We start from the raw sequence: 15,098 nt of genomic DNA, 5'->3' as shown, positions 1-15,098 counted from the left end.
TTGACCCCTTCTAGATCCGCCCCCACCAGATTGCTATAGGCCAGATTGCTCCAGCGTACATCGGTTTTACGGAGGGTCGCCCCCTGGAGATTTGCCCCAAACAGGTAACTGTGGTGGAGGTGGGCCTGGGTCAAATCCGCGCCCACAAGTTTGACTTTATAAAGCTGTCCCTTGCCGACTTCTGCCTCGAATAAATTGGCTTGGCTGAGATCCGCTTCATTGAAACTTACTTCATTCAGGTTCGTTTCGCTTAAATTAGCGCGATGCAGTTGGGCTTGGCTGAGGTTGGCCCCTAGGAGGCTGCTGTAGCGGAGATTGGCCCCGATCAGATTTGTGTGGTAGAAATTGACTCCCTGCAAACAGCATTGGCGCAAGTCCGCCCCGATCAAGTTAGCAAAACTGAGGTCGGCCCCTGAAAAATTACTATTGGCAAAGTGGCCATTACTGGCGTTGGCAGACTGCAAATTGGCCTCCAAAAGCTGCAGAGATTCCCCCTGGGCACCACTCAAGTCAGCTTGTTGGAGGTTAGCGGCAATTAAGCGACTGTGGTCAAAGAGACACTGGGACAAATTACAGCGACTGAGATCGATTCCCCGCAAGTTGAGGCGACTAAGATTGGCGTGGCTCAAGTCAGGAATCACGGTGGGGTGGGCTTGCCGCCATTGGAGCCATGCCAGGGTGCCTTGTTTGAGGATATTGAGCGGTTGAGATGCCATGGTTCGTTTCAGAATTATTCTTGACGCTGGGTTGATTGGGGGCGGCCAGGGGCGTAGGCGATCGCCGCAAGGGCAGCCTGGGAACCGGCAATAATGTCCCGTTCTTCACCCCCAAGATAGACCCGGCCAAAACTCCCCACCGCTGTCACCTGCAAAATATTAATCTGGGCATATTTTTCCGCCTCATTAGCTGCGAGGGCAGCATAGGCTGCGGGTTGTACTTCTAGGACATAGAGGGTTTGGCCCGCCAGCAACATTTGCCCCCGTCGATTTCGGTTTACCAATTGGGCCTGGTGGGCATCAATATTACGAATAATTTGGCTCGAGACCACCTCCGGTTTGAGGCAATCCTTAGCCGTTACCCCAAGGGAATCGAGGATTGCTTGGCCCGCAGCTTTCGTTTCCCCTTGGCGGGGCGAGTGAATTTCGAGTAACCCATACAAACGTTCAACGAATTGTACCCCTGGGCGCACGGAAGTGGATTTGAGGGCCACATCGGTGATGCGGTTGATTTCAATGCCTGGGGACACTTCAATCCAGAGGGATGAGTCTCCTGGTAAAGGTAGAAATCCAAGGGCGACTGTACCAATGTAGGATGCGTGTTGCGGTTGCAGGCTATCGAGATAAACATAGCTGCGCAGTTCAATGCCCAAGATTGTCTCCCTATATTGTCTGGGTTTACTGGGTTAAAAGTTTACCCCACTTCTGGGCCTTGCTGGATCTTTACGGGGCTTTGGCCGAGAACGGTTGGGACACAGGTTATTGTAATTGCTGGGTTATGGCGAACACTTCATCTCAATGGCTTAACTTTCAATGGGCTGCCATTGGGGAGAACGACCAAATAGCAGAAAAATGGCGGTATCGGCGAGAGAGGAGGCTGGGTAAACTCGCTTGGTCATCAAAAAAATGAAGCTTAAATAAATGGCGATCGCCCCACAAAATACGCAAAATAACGGCAAGCTGAGGAGGCCAGCCTGGAGTAAGCAGGCAAAAATCCCGACTCGCATCAACAGATCCCAGAGGGTGCTGGCACACCAAATCCGGTCTTTCCCGGCAATGAGAAGGGTGCCGGAGCGGGACAACATTAACAAATTCCCCACCACAAACAGCACTTGGGTTGTGAGGGAGAGGGCCGCCAGATCATCGGGATAAATTAAGCAGTTCACAAACTGGGCCAGGGAGTTAAACATAAACAACAGATTTGCCGTCCAGCCCGCTAAACCACGCCAACCCCGTCGCAGCCAGCTTTTCAGCCAAGTGCTCTGGGCCATTACCCCCCGTCGCCAGCGGTTTTGGTATTGAAAAAAGTTGGGTAGGCTTACGGTTTGCCGTTGAATTAGTTGCACCATCAAGCCACTCAAGAGGAATGCCGCTCCAAGGCCCCCTGGCCATTCTGGGAGGTTCGGTAAAAAAGCATCGTGGAGTTGGAGCACAACCAATGCGGGGAGCAGAGCAATGCCGAGCCACTGTAGAATACGTCGCCATTGGGGCCAAAATTGCGCCTGCCAACTGGGGCGATCGCCAACGAGAAAATGGCCGTAGTTCAGCACCATCCCCACCAGCAAAAATAGGGTCGCTGGCCAAAATAACCAGCCTGGAATGAAGCCCACCTGAAACAGTTGAAAGATCACAATGTCGGCGGTGACAATCCCCACAGCCTGGACGGTGGTGCCCCATAATTCCCGCTGCCCAGCAAGGAAATTCATCAACAACAAATTACCTAAAATCCCGGCCGCATAACCGCCCACGGGAATCACCCCCAAGGTGGCGATCGCTGCTGGATTTCCCGTACCAATGACGGCGGCATTGCTGATCACCTGGGGAAACTGGAGGGGTAAAAAAGCCAAAATCGAGAGACTCACCAGGAATTGATTCCAGCGGTCCCAACTGGTCAGTTGCTTCAAAAAGAAAAACATAGGCGGTGCTTGGGCGATGTCCGGGAATAGCCTAACAAATGGTTGGCGATCGCCTAATCAGAAAAAATGATGATTTTTTGCTGAATTGTTGAAGAACCCAAGTCGCGCTAGTCAAACGAAATCTCAAGTTGAGCGGTTACGGCCCTGGCCCATCCTTTTGCACCGGGTTCTGGAGCGACGAGCCAGCCTTTTGTTTCAATCTGGGACACGAGTTTGGGATTAACCCCTTGAGGCCCCGGCACGGCGATCGCCACATCCACAGCTTCTAGTAAAGACAAATCATTGGGACTATCCCCCAGGCCGAGGGTTTTGATCGGTGCTTGATCGGGATGAGCTTGTTGCCACGCCTGCTTGAGGAGTTGCACAGCCCGTCCTTTGCCAGCACCTGCACCTAGGAGATGACAGAAACGATTGCCCACCAGGATTTGTAGGCCAGCTTTTGTCGCTAAAGATTCCAACTGTGCTAAATCCGTCTGGGGTCGCAAAAAAGGTTCACTAAATTGGCGATCGCCCGCCTGTTTTAATGCCGCCAAGGGCAATTGCGTAAGATCCTGTAATGCTTCCAGACTTAAATCCCCAAACCCCGTCAAGGGTTCCCCAATCTGTTGGGCCAAATTCTGGAGGGATTGTCGCGCTTGGGCGTAGGAAATGCCGAGGGTAATGGTGGTGAGGGTTGCCTCGGTTGTAATCCCCACATCCAATGCCGAAAAATCAAAACGTGGATCGTCAGATTCCAGGAAAATGCCGCTGCCATTCTCCACAATGAACGGATCTTTTAACCCAAGAGCTTCCCGCAGTTCCAGCACTTCAGCTTTTGTTTTGCTAGTGGTAGGAATAACCGGAATTCCTAATTTTTTCAAGGTTTGGATCGTCGGTATCGCCGCATCGTAGCGATAGTCATCATGGTTGAGAAGGGTGCCGTCGAGATCAGTGAAGCAGAGGAACATTGGTAATCCACGCAGTTTGATAGGGGGCTAGGGAAATGTCCGTTGTGCCTTCTTCTAACACAACTTCATCTAATAAATCCTGCCAGTCATCGGTGCAAATCAGGTTTAGGCTGGCCACCGGGATGGTTGTCGGGCGATCGCCTAGGTTAAACAAGCAGAAAATACTCTGGCGGCGATCGCGGCTCTGACGCCAAAACCCAAAGACTGCCGGACTCTGGAAATCAAGGGTGTATTGGGTTGCGTTGGGATGAAATGCCGGCTGCTGGCGACGGATCCGGATGAGTTTTGTCAGTTCTTGCAACACCCAGGCTTGGTCAGAATCAGGGTCAGCGAGCTTTTGCTGGAGTCGGTCATATTCCCATTGGTGACGGTTAATGCTGCGGTTATGGTTTGTCATCGCCACCTTGGCATCATCATTGGGGGTCGCCAAAAAACTATGGATATAGAAAGCGGGCACTCCCTCTAAGGACATCATGATCGCCTGGGAACAGAGGAATCGTTGCCGTTGCCAAGGATCGGGGCCTGTGATGGTGCCTTTGAGGGCATCGAACAAAGAAATATTCAGTTCATAGGGTTTTTCGGTGCCATTGGGCAAACTACGGTAGCTAATTCTGGCCCCAAAATCGGCCATGGTTTGGATCAATTGATCGAATTCTTTGCCTTCTAGCAGACCTTCAGCGGGGCGGAGGCCAATGCCATCGTGGGAGGCGGTGAAATTAAAGTAGGCACAACCATCCTGGGCCGGGGGCATACTTTTCATCCAGGTTTTGAGGTGCCGGGCTTCGCCCCGAATCAGCGCATTGAGGAGCAAAGGCGGCAGGCTGAAATTGTAGATCATGTGGGCCTCGTTGCCCTTGCCGAAATAGCTGAGGTTTTCCCGGTTGGGGACGTTGGTTTCGGTAATCACCACGGTGCGTGGGTAGGTGACAGCAAGGATTTCCCGGATCAATTGGATCACCAGATGGGTTTCCCGCAGGTGAATGCAGGCGGTTTGTAATTTTTTCCAGAGAAAGCCCACCGCATCAAGGCGAATAAAGCGGATGCCGTGCTGACAGTAACCCAAGAGGATATCGATAAATTCAAAGAGGACGTCGGGGTTAGCAAAGTTGACATCTACTTGATCGCGGCTAAAGGTGGTCCACACGTGGCGATCGCCTTTTGTCGTGGCAAATTGACTCAGGAGCGGGCTACTGCGGGGGCGCACCACTAACTGGGTATCGGTATCTGGGGGCACCTCAATGAAGTAGTCACAACCGGGTTTCTCCTGGGCGAGGAATTGCCGAAACCAGTCTGATTCGCTGGAGACATGGTTGATCACCAGATCGGCCATCACTTCAAATTCTTTGGCGATCGCCTCGATATCTTGCCAACTGCCCAACTGTGGATTGACCTGGCGGTAGTCAATTACGGCAAAGCCATCATCGGAACTGTAGGGGAAAAATGGCAAAATATGCACACCGCTAATTACCCCCTGGAGCCGTTCCCGTAGAAAAGTCAAAAGTACCTGGAGGGGGTTCGGGCCATTGTCAGCATTGGGTTGGTACAGGCTATCCCCGTAGGTAATCATCAGGGCCGTGCTTTGATCCCATAACTCTTCATTTTTCGTCGTCGCCGTCACATGGGGCGCAAGCACCTGCTCCAAACGCGCAACTAATGCTGCAGGCGGATGATCAGGATATAGGGTCGCAAAAAATTCATCAAGGCGATCGCCAAGACCTGCAATCTGGGGAATGGTCATAGGAGTAACAGGACAAACACGCTAATTTCACTCATCGGGGACAAGCCCACGTCGCTTTTTTAAACCCCAGAGCCTCGTGATTACAGGATCAACAGACATCATTTTTAAAAACTCGCTTGATCTGTTTTTTCAGTATTTTCTTGGGGACGAAAAAACGGCCGACTCACCCTTTATTCAAGTTAAATCTCAGCCTATCAACAAATGCGGATGACATTGTAGTGATTTTTACGTCGCTTTAGATACGGCCAACCCCCAAAAATTGGGTTACTTTAAAGGCAAATTTTAAGATTTTCTTTTTATTTAGGTGACCAGCAATGGACTTTTGCCAAGAATTCATCACCACCATCCATGATCTTGATGCCGATCTGGACTACCTCGAAAAACGCCTGATGAATCTTCGTGAAATTTGCCTCATGGCGTTACTCATTCCCTCACTTTATGAAGAACTTCAACGGCCTGCCCTCACTCGGATTAAAGAGCATTTAAAAGGCTGTGCCTACATCAAGACCATCAATGTTTGTCTCCACGCCGAAACCGTCGAACAGTATCACCATGCCGTGACGTTTTTTCGTGAATTGCCCCAAAAGGTCAACGTCATTTGGACGAATGGGGCCCGAATTCGCGGCATTTTAGAAAAGCTCGCCCACCAAAATCTCAATCTCCTTGACTACATGGGCAAGGGCTGGGCTGTGTGGCTGGGCCTTGGTCTGGCGTCCCTAGATGCCCGGGCGATCGCCCTCCATGATGCTGACATTGTCACCTTTGACCGTTCCCTGGTGGCCAAGCTGTTTTATCCCATCGTGGAGCCAGAATTTGGCATTGCCTACAACAAAGCCTATTACACCCGTCTCGGCCTCGAAAACCGAGCGATGAATGGCCGGGTTGTGCGCCTCTTCGTTGCGCCTCTGTTGGCAACCCTTGAAGACGTCCTGGGGCGCAATGCTTACCTCCACTACCTCAAGTCCTACCGCTATCCCCTCGCTGGTGAATTTGCCATGACCGCTGATTTGGCCTTAAATCTGCGCGTTCCCTGTGACTGGGGCATTGAAGTAGGACTATTGGCAGAGGTTTATCGCAACGTAGCGCCGAAACGGGTGGCTCAGGTGGATCTGGGGTTTTTTGACCACAAACACAAAGCCGTGGGCAACAATCCCCAGGAAGGGCTACAGAAAATGTGTACCGAAATTTTGTCTTCGATCCTGCGTACCTTGACAGAAACGGAGTCAATTGTTTTCTCTGAAGGGCACCAAATCGCGCTCCAGGTGAAATTCCGCCGCGTCGCCCAGGATATGATCCGTCAATATTTTGTCGATGCGACCTGTAACGGTATTCCCTACGATCGCCACCGGGAAGAAATGACCGTCGAAAGCTTTGAACAGATCATTCCTTTAGCCTTTGATAAATATATGCACGAGCCAGCTGTATACCGCATTCCAGACTGGACAAGGGCCTTGGCTGTGATGCCTGACCTCCGGGAGCAACTGATGGCAGCGGTGGAAGCGGATATGGCAGAGGTGCAGTTAGAGGCGACGATGCAGCGCTCGGAAATTCCCCCTTTGGAGATGGTTTAACTCCCTAAGGCGATCGCCATTGCCGCAACAGATGATGGGGGGAGGATGCCGAAGGCCACCACAATCGATACAATCTTTAAACACAGTTGTCGCCCTTACTCTCCCCATGTTGCGTGAATTTTTCCCCTTTATTATTCCCATCGAAGCCAGCACGATCGCCGGCGCTTGCCTCTGGGCCTTTGCCCTCTACATTGGCATTGCTCCGTTGCGGGAGGGGATCTTGAATGGTCTGGAACGCTGGATGAACTGGGCCGAGCGATCGCTCTATTTTTCCGAAGAAGAATTTGAGAAGGACAAAGAAATTCGTGAATCCAAGAGTGCTTTTTCGGCCTCGCTCCTGAGCATTGTGCCTTTTTTATTATTTGGCGCAGGGTGTAATTTTGGGGTGGAGTGGAGCCTCGGTCACAGTTGGGCAATCAGTTTGGGGGTGATGGCCTGTGCTGGCTGTGGGGTGTATGAACTAGGGCGTTTAGATGGGGCGCAGCGCAATGAAGAAGAATAAAGTCTTGAAACTTTCTAAATTATTTCGGTTACAGCGATTTTGGGCATTTGTGGCGGCGATCGCCTTTACCTTGACTTTGCCCTCTGTCCTCACCGCCTGTGATCCCCAAGCCAGTAACGCTACGGGGGCGGGGGACAACCAAATTGTGATCAGCGTCCTCAGCGACCCGAAAACTTTTAACCCGGCCCTCTCGGCAGAGTCTCCCAGTATTTTTGGCCTTACCTACGAAGGCTTAGTTTCAGAAAACCCCGTCACGGGAGAGACGGAGCCCCGGCTTGCCGAATCCTGGGAATTTTCCGAAGACCAACTCAGCTTGACCTTTACCCTACGGGACAATCTGCAATGGTCTGACGGGGAACCGCTCACCGTTGATGATGTGGTCTTTAGCTACAACCAGATTTATCTCAACGAAAAAATCCCCACCAATTCCCGTGATGGCCTCCGGGTGGGCGTTGCCGGAACCTTGCCGACGGTGGAAAAAGTAGGCGATCGCCAGGTGAAATTCACCATCACCGAGCCCTTTGCGCCTTTCCTCAACAATACGGCCCTGGAAATTCTGCCAGAACACGTCCTCCGCGAAAGCGTTGAGCAGACCGACAGCGAAGGTAATCCCCTCTTTTTGGGTACCTGGGGCGTCAGCACTCCTCCCCAAGACCTGGTTTCCAGCGGCCCCTACCAGTTAATTAACTATGCCGTGGGTCAGCGCTTAATTTTTCAGCCCAACCCCTACTACTGGCAAACCCCCAAACCCTACGTGGACCAAATCGTTTGGCAAATCGTCCCCAACACTGACACCACTTTGCTGCAATTTCGGTCTGGTGACTTGGATGTTACAGGGGTTAGTCCAGATTATTTTTCGCTCCTGAAACGGGAAGAAGACCGGGGTAAATTTACCATCTACAACGGCGGTGAAGCCTACGGCACCAGTTTCATTTCCTTTAACCTCAACACCGGGAAGCGGGACGACAAACCCCTCGTCGATCCCATCAAGTCGAAATGGTTCAACAATCTGAAGTTCCGCCAGGCTGTGGCCTACGGCATTGATCGTCAGCGCATGGTGAACAATATTTACCGGGGTTTGGGGGAAGTGCAACATTCGCCGATTTCGGTGCAATCTCCTTTCTATAACGATCAAATAAAAACCTACGATTACGACCCAGACAGGGCCAAGGCGCTCCTCGAAGAAGCGGGCTTTTCCTACAACGCCCAGGGACAATTAATCGATGCCGACAATAATCCCGTGCGTTTTTCCTTGATTACAAATGCGGGCAACAAAATTCGCGAAGCAATGGCGACTCAAATTGAGCAGGATCTCGAAGCCCTGGGAATGCAGGTGGACTACAGCCCGATTGGTTTTAATATCCTCGTCGATAAGTTGAGCAACTCCCTCGATTGGGATTGTTTCTTGTTGGGCTTGACAGGAGGGAATGAACCCAATGGGGGCGCGAATGTGTGGTTCCCAGAGGGGAATTTGCATATGTTTAACCAAGCGGCGCGGCCAGGCACTACCCCCCTGACGGATCGGCTGATCAATGACTGGGAACAGGAAATTGCGGATCTCTACATCCAAGGGGCCCAGGAGCTGGATCTCGACAAACGCAAGGAGATTTATGCTAAAACCCAAGAACTTGCAGCGGAATATTTACCGTTTATCCATCTGGTAAACAATTATTCCCTCGCAGCGGTGCGTGACAAAATTGAAGGGGTACAACATTCGGCCCTGGGTGGCCCCCTCTGGAACCTAGAAGATTTAACGATTGCGGCTGAAATTAAGGAGTAAAGATCGATGACGACCCTCACCATGCAACAAATTACCGATGCCCTCAAGGGGGCGATCGCCACCCATCAAGGGGCTGTAGACTACCTAGAAATTCGGGTGCAGCAGAGTGAATCTACCAGTCTGGCCTTCCGGGGGGCGCAGTTCGACGGCAGTAACCGTAGTTTTGCCCTCGCCGGCGGGATTCGGGCCTGTCACCAGGGGGGTTGGAGTTTTGTCACGTTCAATGGCCTTGCCGAATTAGGCGATCGCGTTGCAGAAGCGGTTTCCCAGGCGAAGTTGGTGGGCAAAGAATCAACTCAGTTGGCTCCCAGTGGGGCCATCGAGGACTATGTACCAGTAGAGATTAAAACCGACCCCCGCACCATTTCCCTCAAGGAAAAACGGGATCTACTGGCGAAATATAACCAAATTTTGCTGGATTATGACCCCCGGATTCAAACGACGATGGCTAGCATTAGCGATAGTTTTGTCACCACCTACTTCGTCAATTCCAATGGCAGTTGCATCATCCAAGAACGCCTCGATGTGAATGGTAGATTTGGGGCGATCGCCAGGGGAGAAAATGGTGTCGTGCGCCAGGGCTTTGAATCGATTAATTCCCGCTGTGATTTTGATGCGCTCATTGGAATCGAAGACCGTGTTAAAGGTGCCGCAGAACGAGCGATCCGTCAACTAGAAGCCAAGCCCGTCAAAGGCGGACAATATACCGTTGTTCTGGATCCTTACCTTGCAGGGGTCTTTATTCACGAAGCCTTTGGCCACCTATCTGAAGCCGATTTTGTCTACGAAAATCCCCGGATGCAGGAACTCCTAACCATCGGTAAACCCCTCGGCATTTCCCAACTAAATGTGATCGATGATGCCACCCTCCCTGATCTGCCCGGCACGATGAAATACGATGACGAAGGAGTGCCCGGCCAACGCAAATATTTAATCAAAGACGGTGTGCTCACCCAGCGACTCCACTCCCGCGAAACCGCAGGGAAAATGAGTGAAGCGCCCACAGGGAATGCCCGCGCCATTCAAGCTGGTTATCCGCCCCTCGTGCGCATGACCAATACGGCAATTGAACCCGGTGATACGCCCTTTGCAGAAATGATCCAAGATATCCAAGAAGGAGTCTATGCGGTGCGGATGATCGGTGGTCAAACCAATGGGGAAATGTTTACCTTTGCGGCGGCAGAAGGCTACATGATCCGTGATGGCAAAATCGCCGAACCTGTTAGTGATGTCACCCTCTCTGGGAACGTCTTCCAAACCTTAAAGGACATTGAGGCGATCGGTAACGACACCCTCTATACCAACGGCGGCTGTGGTAAAGGTGGCCAAGGAGGTTTACCTGTCAGCGTTGGCGGCCCGCACTTGCGCATTAAAAATGTTGTCGTCGGTGGCCGTTAAATAGAATTTAAAATCTCAAGCTATCTGCAATCTGCGATGCCCTGCTTAAACATAGAGAAAATTAGCAGGGCTTTTTCCCAGTACTAATTTCTTTTGAGAGATTGGGAAGGATATAAATTGTCTTAAGCATCGTTTCTGCTATTTCTAGAGCAGCTAGCAATTCTCCTTTTTGTGCAGGTTCAATTTCATGGGCTGCAATATTGCCGAGAAAACGATGATCGTGAAGAATTAAAGCTTGATTTTTTGACAGAATTCCACTTGTGGCCAAACCATCAATACGTTTCTCAAGATTATCCTTTTTATCTCCAATGCCTTGGTCTTTACATATCGCTTCAATAAGCGCTCTTAAGCCAATTGCAGTTAGAATTGGCAACCGTGCATTCATTGCACTAATTATCTCTTGATAGATTAATCTGATTTTAGTTGGCAAACTAAATAATAAATCACTTATGGCACTAAGGTGACTTTTGTCTTCTGGATAAGTTTCCCATGTGTAATTCATTCCCCCAGTGTCAGGATTAAAATCAGTTTGATACCATGTCGCCACAGCATATGAATAACTATTACAGCCCGCGCATTGACAAAAATAATGCTCTGCACCGTAAGATTCATGAATATCATATTCTGGAGGAGCTTGTGTGCTACGTTGAGCAATGACTATATGGTTGGTAGATTGTTTACAAGTGCCACAATAAATCTTTATTTTTTTCTTTTTTTGAGCCATGAAAATTTTTTAAAGCGACATCATAAAATGATAAACCATCTTTTTATAATTCAATGGAAAAAGTGTTGATTAGCAATTTGTATAAAGATTCGTTATTCACACTTGAGCAGAGCATCTAAATCCGCTGCGACAATTTTTTCTAAATTGCGGGTAATTTTCTCGATCTCCCAATCCCACCAAGCCACTGATAGTAAGGTTTTAATCACTTCATCGGTAAAGCGTTGTCGAATACATTTGGCGGGATTGCCGCCCACAATGGTGTAGGGAGGGACATCGTTAACCACGACTGATTTGGCGGCAATAATCGCACCATCTCCCACGTGCACACCGGGCATAATCACGGCTTCGTAGCCAATCCAAACATCATTGCCGATAATCGTATCGCCTTTATAGGGAAAGTCACTAGGTTGCAGAGGAAGTTTGTCCCAACCATTGCCGAAAATCTGAAATGGATAGGTGGAAAAACCATCGATTTTGTGGTTACCCCCGTTCATGATGAACTTGACGCCCCTGGCCAGAGCGCAAAACTTGCCAATAATTAGGCGATCGCCAATGAAGGGAAAATGATACAAAACATTGCGTTCAAAGTTTTCTGAATCCTCCGGATCGTCGTAGTAAGTGTAATCGCCGATGATGATATTCGGATTTGTCACCGTGTTGCGGATAAAACAAATCTGCGGAAATCCTGCCATGGGATGCGGATCATTGGGGTCGGCTCCATACACAGCCAGGTTCTCCTATTGCTAAAAAGATTTGTAGTTCCTTGAATCTTAGCGAGGAATTGAAAACGAAGTTACAGCAAATTCACAAAATCTGTCCAAACTTAATCGCTTTGCCAAAATTCTTTAGCGGCTAAACTGCCAACCGGCGATCGCCAAACAGATCCAGCCAACAATGAAAGCTGCCCCACCGAGTGGTGTAATGGCCCCCAAGATTTTCACTCCACTTAAACTCAAGGCATAGAGGCTACCGGAAAAGAGCACAATCCCGACAATAAAGGCAATGCCAGCCCCATTGAGCCAACTTTGAGGGAACGATCCCTGGACGGAAAATAGGCCCACCAGCAGTAAGGCGATCGCCTGATACATTTGATATTTAGCGGCAGTTTCCCAGATATCAAGGGCATTGGCGTCGAGGGTTCCTTTAAGGCCATGGCTGGCAAAGGCACCAGCAGCAACGGCGAGACCAGCAAGGATGGGGGCAATAACTAAGAAAAAACGGGTCATAGTCTTTGTTTAATTGAGTTGTAGAGTCGCTTTAACCACTTCAAAGTTTTGGCGCTTGAGGGTAAAACCAGCTTTTTCTGAAACCCGTTGCATCCCTTTGTTTTCTGAGAGAATGTCGGCGGTAATGGCAGTCAGCCCTTCATTGCGACCAATTTCCACCAGACGCCGGAGCAATTCGGTACCGAGTCCTTGGCGTTGGATCGGGTCACTGACAATCATCGCAAATTCTCCCTCCGTGGTGCCGTGGAGTTGACTTAAACGGGCCACAGCATAGACTTCCTTTTCGTGGGTATCAGGGTCGGTGTATTCAGCAACCAGCGCCATTTCCCGGTCATAATCAATGAAACAGAGGCGGGTTAACCGTTCGTGGGCGATGCGACTTTGCAGGGTGACGAGGTGAAAATAACGGAAATAAACGCTTTGTTCAGATAGAGTTTGATGAAATTTAACCAGCATCGGCTCATCTTCGGGGCGGATCGGGCGAATCATAAACTCCCGTCCATCGGTGCTTGTCCAGGGTTTTTCGTATTGCAAGGGGTAGGGGCGAATGGCGGGTTTGGGTAAATCTTTTTCGGCTAAGTCGAGGGGATGCAACACAAGCCGCGCATCGAGGGCAACGAGGCGATCGCCGGAGGCAAAGAGGGGATTAATATCCATTTCTTTGATCCAAGGTTGCTCGACGATTAAACGGCTAAAACGGATTAAAATTTGCTCTAGTTCGTTTAAATTGACCGCTTTTCGCCCCCGGACTCCCTTGAGGGCCTTATAAATTTTGGTTTGCTCCATCGTGCGACGGGCGAGGGTACTGTTCAACGGTGGTAAGGCGATCGCCCGATCCTGAAAGACTTCCACGAGTTGTCCCCCCGTGCCAAAGACCATCACTGGCCCAAACTGCCCATCGATACTGCTGCCGAGGATGAGTTCGTAGCCATCCTTGAGGTTGAGCATCGGTTGTACTGTCACCCCGTGGAAATGCTCTGCACCGACTTTTTCGGTGACGCTCTGGCAAATCCGCTTAAAGGCACGCTCGACACTCGCCGCACTGTTTAGATTGAGTTCCACGCCCCCCACATCGGTTTTATGGGTGATCGTGGTGGACAGTAATTTTAAAACCACCGGATAGCCAATTTCATCGGCAAGGGCGATCGCCATTTCTGGGGTACTGGCATTGCCCGTTGGCACGATGGGGATGCCGTAGGCGGCTAACACTTTTTTAGATTCTGACTCTGTTAACAAAGTGCGCCCCTCGGCGCGAATCGAATCAAGGATCACCTTCACATTGTGGCGATCAATAATCCCATCGGTATCGGGCGCGAGGGTCGGCGTTTCGTAGATGCCCTCCAGGGTGTATTTATAGCGCCAGAGCAATTGAAATAAATAGGCGGCAGAATCAGGGTAACGGTAGGTGGGCACTTGAGAGCGATTTAAAAACAGCTCCCCCTCGGTCACTGCATCACCCCCCATCCAACTAGCCAGCACGGGTTTATCGGTTTTTTCGACACACTTCTGTAAGGCGATCGCCGTGGCGGTGGGGTCAGTCATCGCTTGGGGGGTCAGGATCACCAGAAATCCGGCACTGTTCGGGTCATCAATCGCCACATCGAGGGTTTTCGCGTAGCGTTCCGGTTCCGCATCCCCCAAAATATCAATCGGATTATTGCGGCTCCAGTGACTCGGTAAAAATTTATCTAGGGCGGCGATCGTTTCCGGGGACAGTGCCGACAGTTCCCCGCCCCGTTGAATAATTGCATCCGTCGCTAAAACCCCAGGCCCCCCTGCATTGGTAATAATCGTCAACTTCGGTTTTTTCGGTAAACGGGGCTGTTTTGCGAGAATTTCCGCCAAATTAAACAATTCCGAAATGCGATCCACCCGCAACACCCCACAGCGTCGAAATGCCGCATCCAACACCGCATCACTCCCCGCCAAGGAACCCGTATGGGAAGCCGAAGCCTTTGCTGCCGCCTCCGTCCGTCCCGCCTTAATCACAATAATCGGTTTAGTAATGGCCACCTCCCGCGCCGCCGAAAGGAACGACCGGGCATCCCCCACCGACTCCATATAAATCACAATGCTTTTGGTGTTCGGGTCATCGCCGAGGTAGGTGATCAAATCACCCCAGTTCACATCCAACATCGACCCCAGCGAAATAAAGGCACTAAAGCCCACATTCTCCGGAAAGCTCCAGTCCAACACCGCCGTACAAAACGCCCCACTCTGGCTGATAAACCCCACATGACCCGGTTGCGCCATCGCGTGGGCAAAGGTGGCATTTAGCCCACTATGGGGATTCATTAACCCCAAACAGTTCGGCCCAATAATCCGCAACTTCCCAGCGGCGATCGCCAAAATTTCTTTTTCCAGCGCCTTCCCTTGCTCACCAATTTCCTTAAAGCCCGCCGAGATAATAATTGCGGCTTTTACCCCCACATCAACACATTCTTGAACCACTTGGGGCACAAACTGCGCTGGAATTGCAATCACTACTAACTCCACCGTTTCGGGGACTGCGGAAATATTGTCGTAGGCTTTAATCCCCAACACACTATTGCGCTTCGGGTTCACCGGATAGCGAGATCT

13 protein-coding genes are annotated in these 15,098 nt (G+C 50.6%); 4 read left to right on the top strand and 9 right to left on the bottom strand.

Annotated elements, in window-relative coordinates; translation table 11 throughout:
* The 5 genes from AACT35_RS08230 to AACT35_RS08210 form a co-directional block, all read right to left on the bottom strand.
* The coding region (locus tag AACT35_RS08230; protein WP_099239440.1) for a pentapeptide repeat-containing protein at nucleotides 1-716 on the bottom strand (716 nt) is incomplete at its 3' end.
* A gap of 14 nt (nucleotides 717-730) precedes the next feature.
* On the bottom strand, nucleotides 731-1,369 hold the full coding sequence (locus AACT35_RS08225) for a hypothetical protein (protein ID WP_012307634.1): 639 nt from the start codon (nucleotides 1,367-1,369) through the stop codon (nucleotides 731-733).
* A gap of 150 nt (nucleotides 1,370-1,519) precedes the next feature.
* Nucleotides 1,520-2,632: a hypothetical protein gene (locus AACT35_RS08220; protein ID WP_099239438.1), complete on the bottom strand. Its 1,113-nt coding sequence runs from the start codon at nucleotides 2,630-2,632 to the stop codon at nucleotides 1,520-1,522.
* A 107-nt stretch (nucleotides 2,633-2,739) separates the two neighbouring features.
* The gene (locus tag AACT35_RS08215) at nucleotides 2,740-3,579 is read right to left on the bottom strand and encodes an HAD-IIB family hydrolase (protein WP_099239436.1); all 840 of its coding nucleotides are present in this window, start codon (nucleotides 3,577-3,579) and stop codon (nucleotides 2,740-2,742) included.
* A complete protein-coding gene (locus AACT35_RS08210) occupies nucleotides 3,560-5,317 on the bottom strand; it encodes a sugar phosphorylase (protein ID WP_099239434.1) in 1,758 nt (585 codons plus the stop codon). The genes AACT35_RS08215 and AACT35_RS08210 overlap by 20 nt, the downstream gene beginning before the upstream one ends.
* A 314-nt stretch (nucleotides 5,318-5,631) precedes the next feature.
* Between AACT35_RS08210 and AACT35_RS08205 the strand changes: the two genes are divergently transcribed.
* From AACT35_RS08205 to AACT35_RS08190, 4 genes are all read left to right on the top strand, one after another.
* A complete protein-coding gene (locus tag AACT35_RS08205; RefSeq protein ID WP_099239432.1) occupies nucleotides 5,632-6,888 on the top strand; it encodes a glucosyl-3-phosphoglycerate synthase in 1,257 nt (418 codons plus the stop codon).
* 106 nt (nucleotides 6,889-6,994) lie between these two features.
* The gene (locus AACT35_RS08200) at nucleotides 6,995-7,390 is read left to right on the top strand and encodes a hypothetical protein (RefSeq protein WP_012307629.1); all 396 of its coding nucleotides are present in this window, start codon (nucleotides 6,995-6,997) and stop codon (nucleotides 7,388-7,390) included.
* A 4-nt stretch (nucleotides 7,391-7,394) separates the two neighbouring features.
* Nucleotides 7,395-9,170: an ABC transporter substrate-binding protein gene (locus AACT35_RS08195; protein WP_339374602.1), complete on the top strand. Its 1,776-nt coding sequence runs from the start codon at nucleotides 7,395-7,397 to the stop codon at nucleotides 9,168-9,170.
* A 6-nt stretch (nucleotides 9,171-9,176) separates the two neighbouring features.
* A complete protein-coding gene (locus AACT35_RS08190; protein WP_216820544.1) occupies nucleotides 9,177-10,568 on the top strand; it encodes a TldD/PmbA family protein in 1,392 nt (463 codons plus the stop codon).
* A gap of 61 nt (nucleotides 10,569-10,629) precedes the next feature.
* On the opposite strand, the gene AACT35_RS08185 is transcribed toward AACT35_RS08190, so the two are convergent.
* The 4 genes from AACT35_RS08185 to AACT35_RS08170 form a co-directional block, all read right to left on the bottom strand.
* Complete coding sequence (locus AACT35_RS08185) at nucleotides 10,630-11,292, bottom strand: DUF4145 domain-containing protein (RefSeq protein WP_099239430.1); 663 nt, start codon at nucleotides 11,290-11,292, stop codon at nucleotides 10,630-10,632.
* Nucleotides 11,293-11,384: 92 nt separating this feature from the next.
* Nucleotides 11,385-12,017 carry a Vat family streptogramin A O-acetyltransferase gene (locus AACT35_RS08180; RefSeq protein WP_099239428.1) on the bottom strand — a complete coding sequence of 211 codons (633 nt, stop codon included), beginning with the start codon at nucleotides 12,015-12,017 and terminating at the stop codon, nucleotides 11,385-11,387.
* Nucleotides 12,018-12,137: 120 nt separating this feature from the next.
* The gene (locus AACT35_RS08175; RefSeq protein WP_062435037.1) at nucleotides 12,138-12,518 is read right to left on the bottom strand and encodes a DUF423 domain-containing protein; all 381 of its coding nucleotides are present in this window, start codon (nucleotides 12,516-12,518) and stop codon (nucleotides 12,138-12,140) included.
* 9 nt (nucleotides 12,519-12,527) lie between these two features.
* A partial coding sequence (locus AACT35_RS08170; RefSeq protein ID WP_099239426.1) for a bifunctional acetate--CoA ligase family protein/GNAT family N-acetyltransferase occupies nucleotides 12,528-15,098 on the bottom strand: 2,571 nt, incomplete at its 5' end.

The organism is Synechococcus sp. BDU 130192, assembly GCF_963876085.1.
In the GTDB taxonomy this organism is placed as follows: domain Bacteria; phylum Cyanobacteriota; class Cyanobacteriia; order Cyanobacteriales; family MRBY01; genus MRBY01.
Note: the sequence above shows the minus strand (reverse complement) of the source record. Positions and strands in the feature narration are given on the sequence as shown.

What these genes read in the sequence shown, in the direction of transcription:
- AACT35_RS08220 (WP_099239438.1), bottom strand. Translation starts at nt 2,632, where the DNA reads ATGTTTTTCTTTTTGAAGCAACTGACCAGTTGGGACCGCTGGAATCAA.
- AACT35_RS08185 (WP_099239430.1), bottom strand. Translation starts at nt 11,292, where the DNA reads ATGGCTCAAAAAAAGAAAAAAATAAAGATTTATTGTGGCACTTGTAAA.
- AACT35_RS08215 (WP_099239436.1), bottom strand. Translation starts at nt 3,579, where the DNA reads ATGTTCCTCTGCTTCACTGATCTCGACGGCACCCTTCTCAACCATGAT.
- AACT35_RS08175 (WP_062435037.1), bottom strand. Translation starts at nt 12,518, where the DNA reads ATGACCCGTTTTTTCTTAGTTATTGCCCCCATCCTTGCTGGTCTCGCC.
- AACT35_RS08190 (WP_216820544.1), top strand. Translation starts at nt 9,177, where the DNA reads ATGACGACCCTCACCATGCAACAAATTACCGATGCCCTCAAGGGGGCG.
- AACT35_RS08205 (WP_099239432.1), top strand. Translation starts at nt 5,632, where the DNA reads ATGGACTTTTGCCAAGAATTCATCACCACCATCCATGATCTTGATGCC.
- AACT35_RS08200 (WP_012307629.1), top strand. Translation starts at nt 6,995, where the DNA reads ATGTTGCGTGAATTTTTCCCCTTTATTATTCCCATCGAAGCCAGCACG.
- AACT35_RS08210 (WP_099239434.1), bottom strand. Translation starts at nt 5,317, where the DNA reads ATGACCATTCCCCAGATTGCAGGTCTTGGCGATCGCCTTGATGAATTT.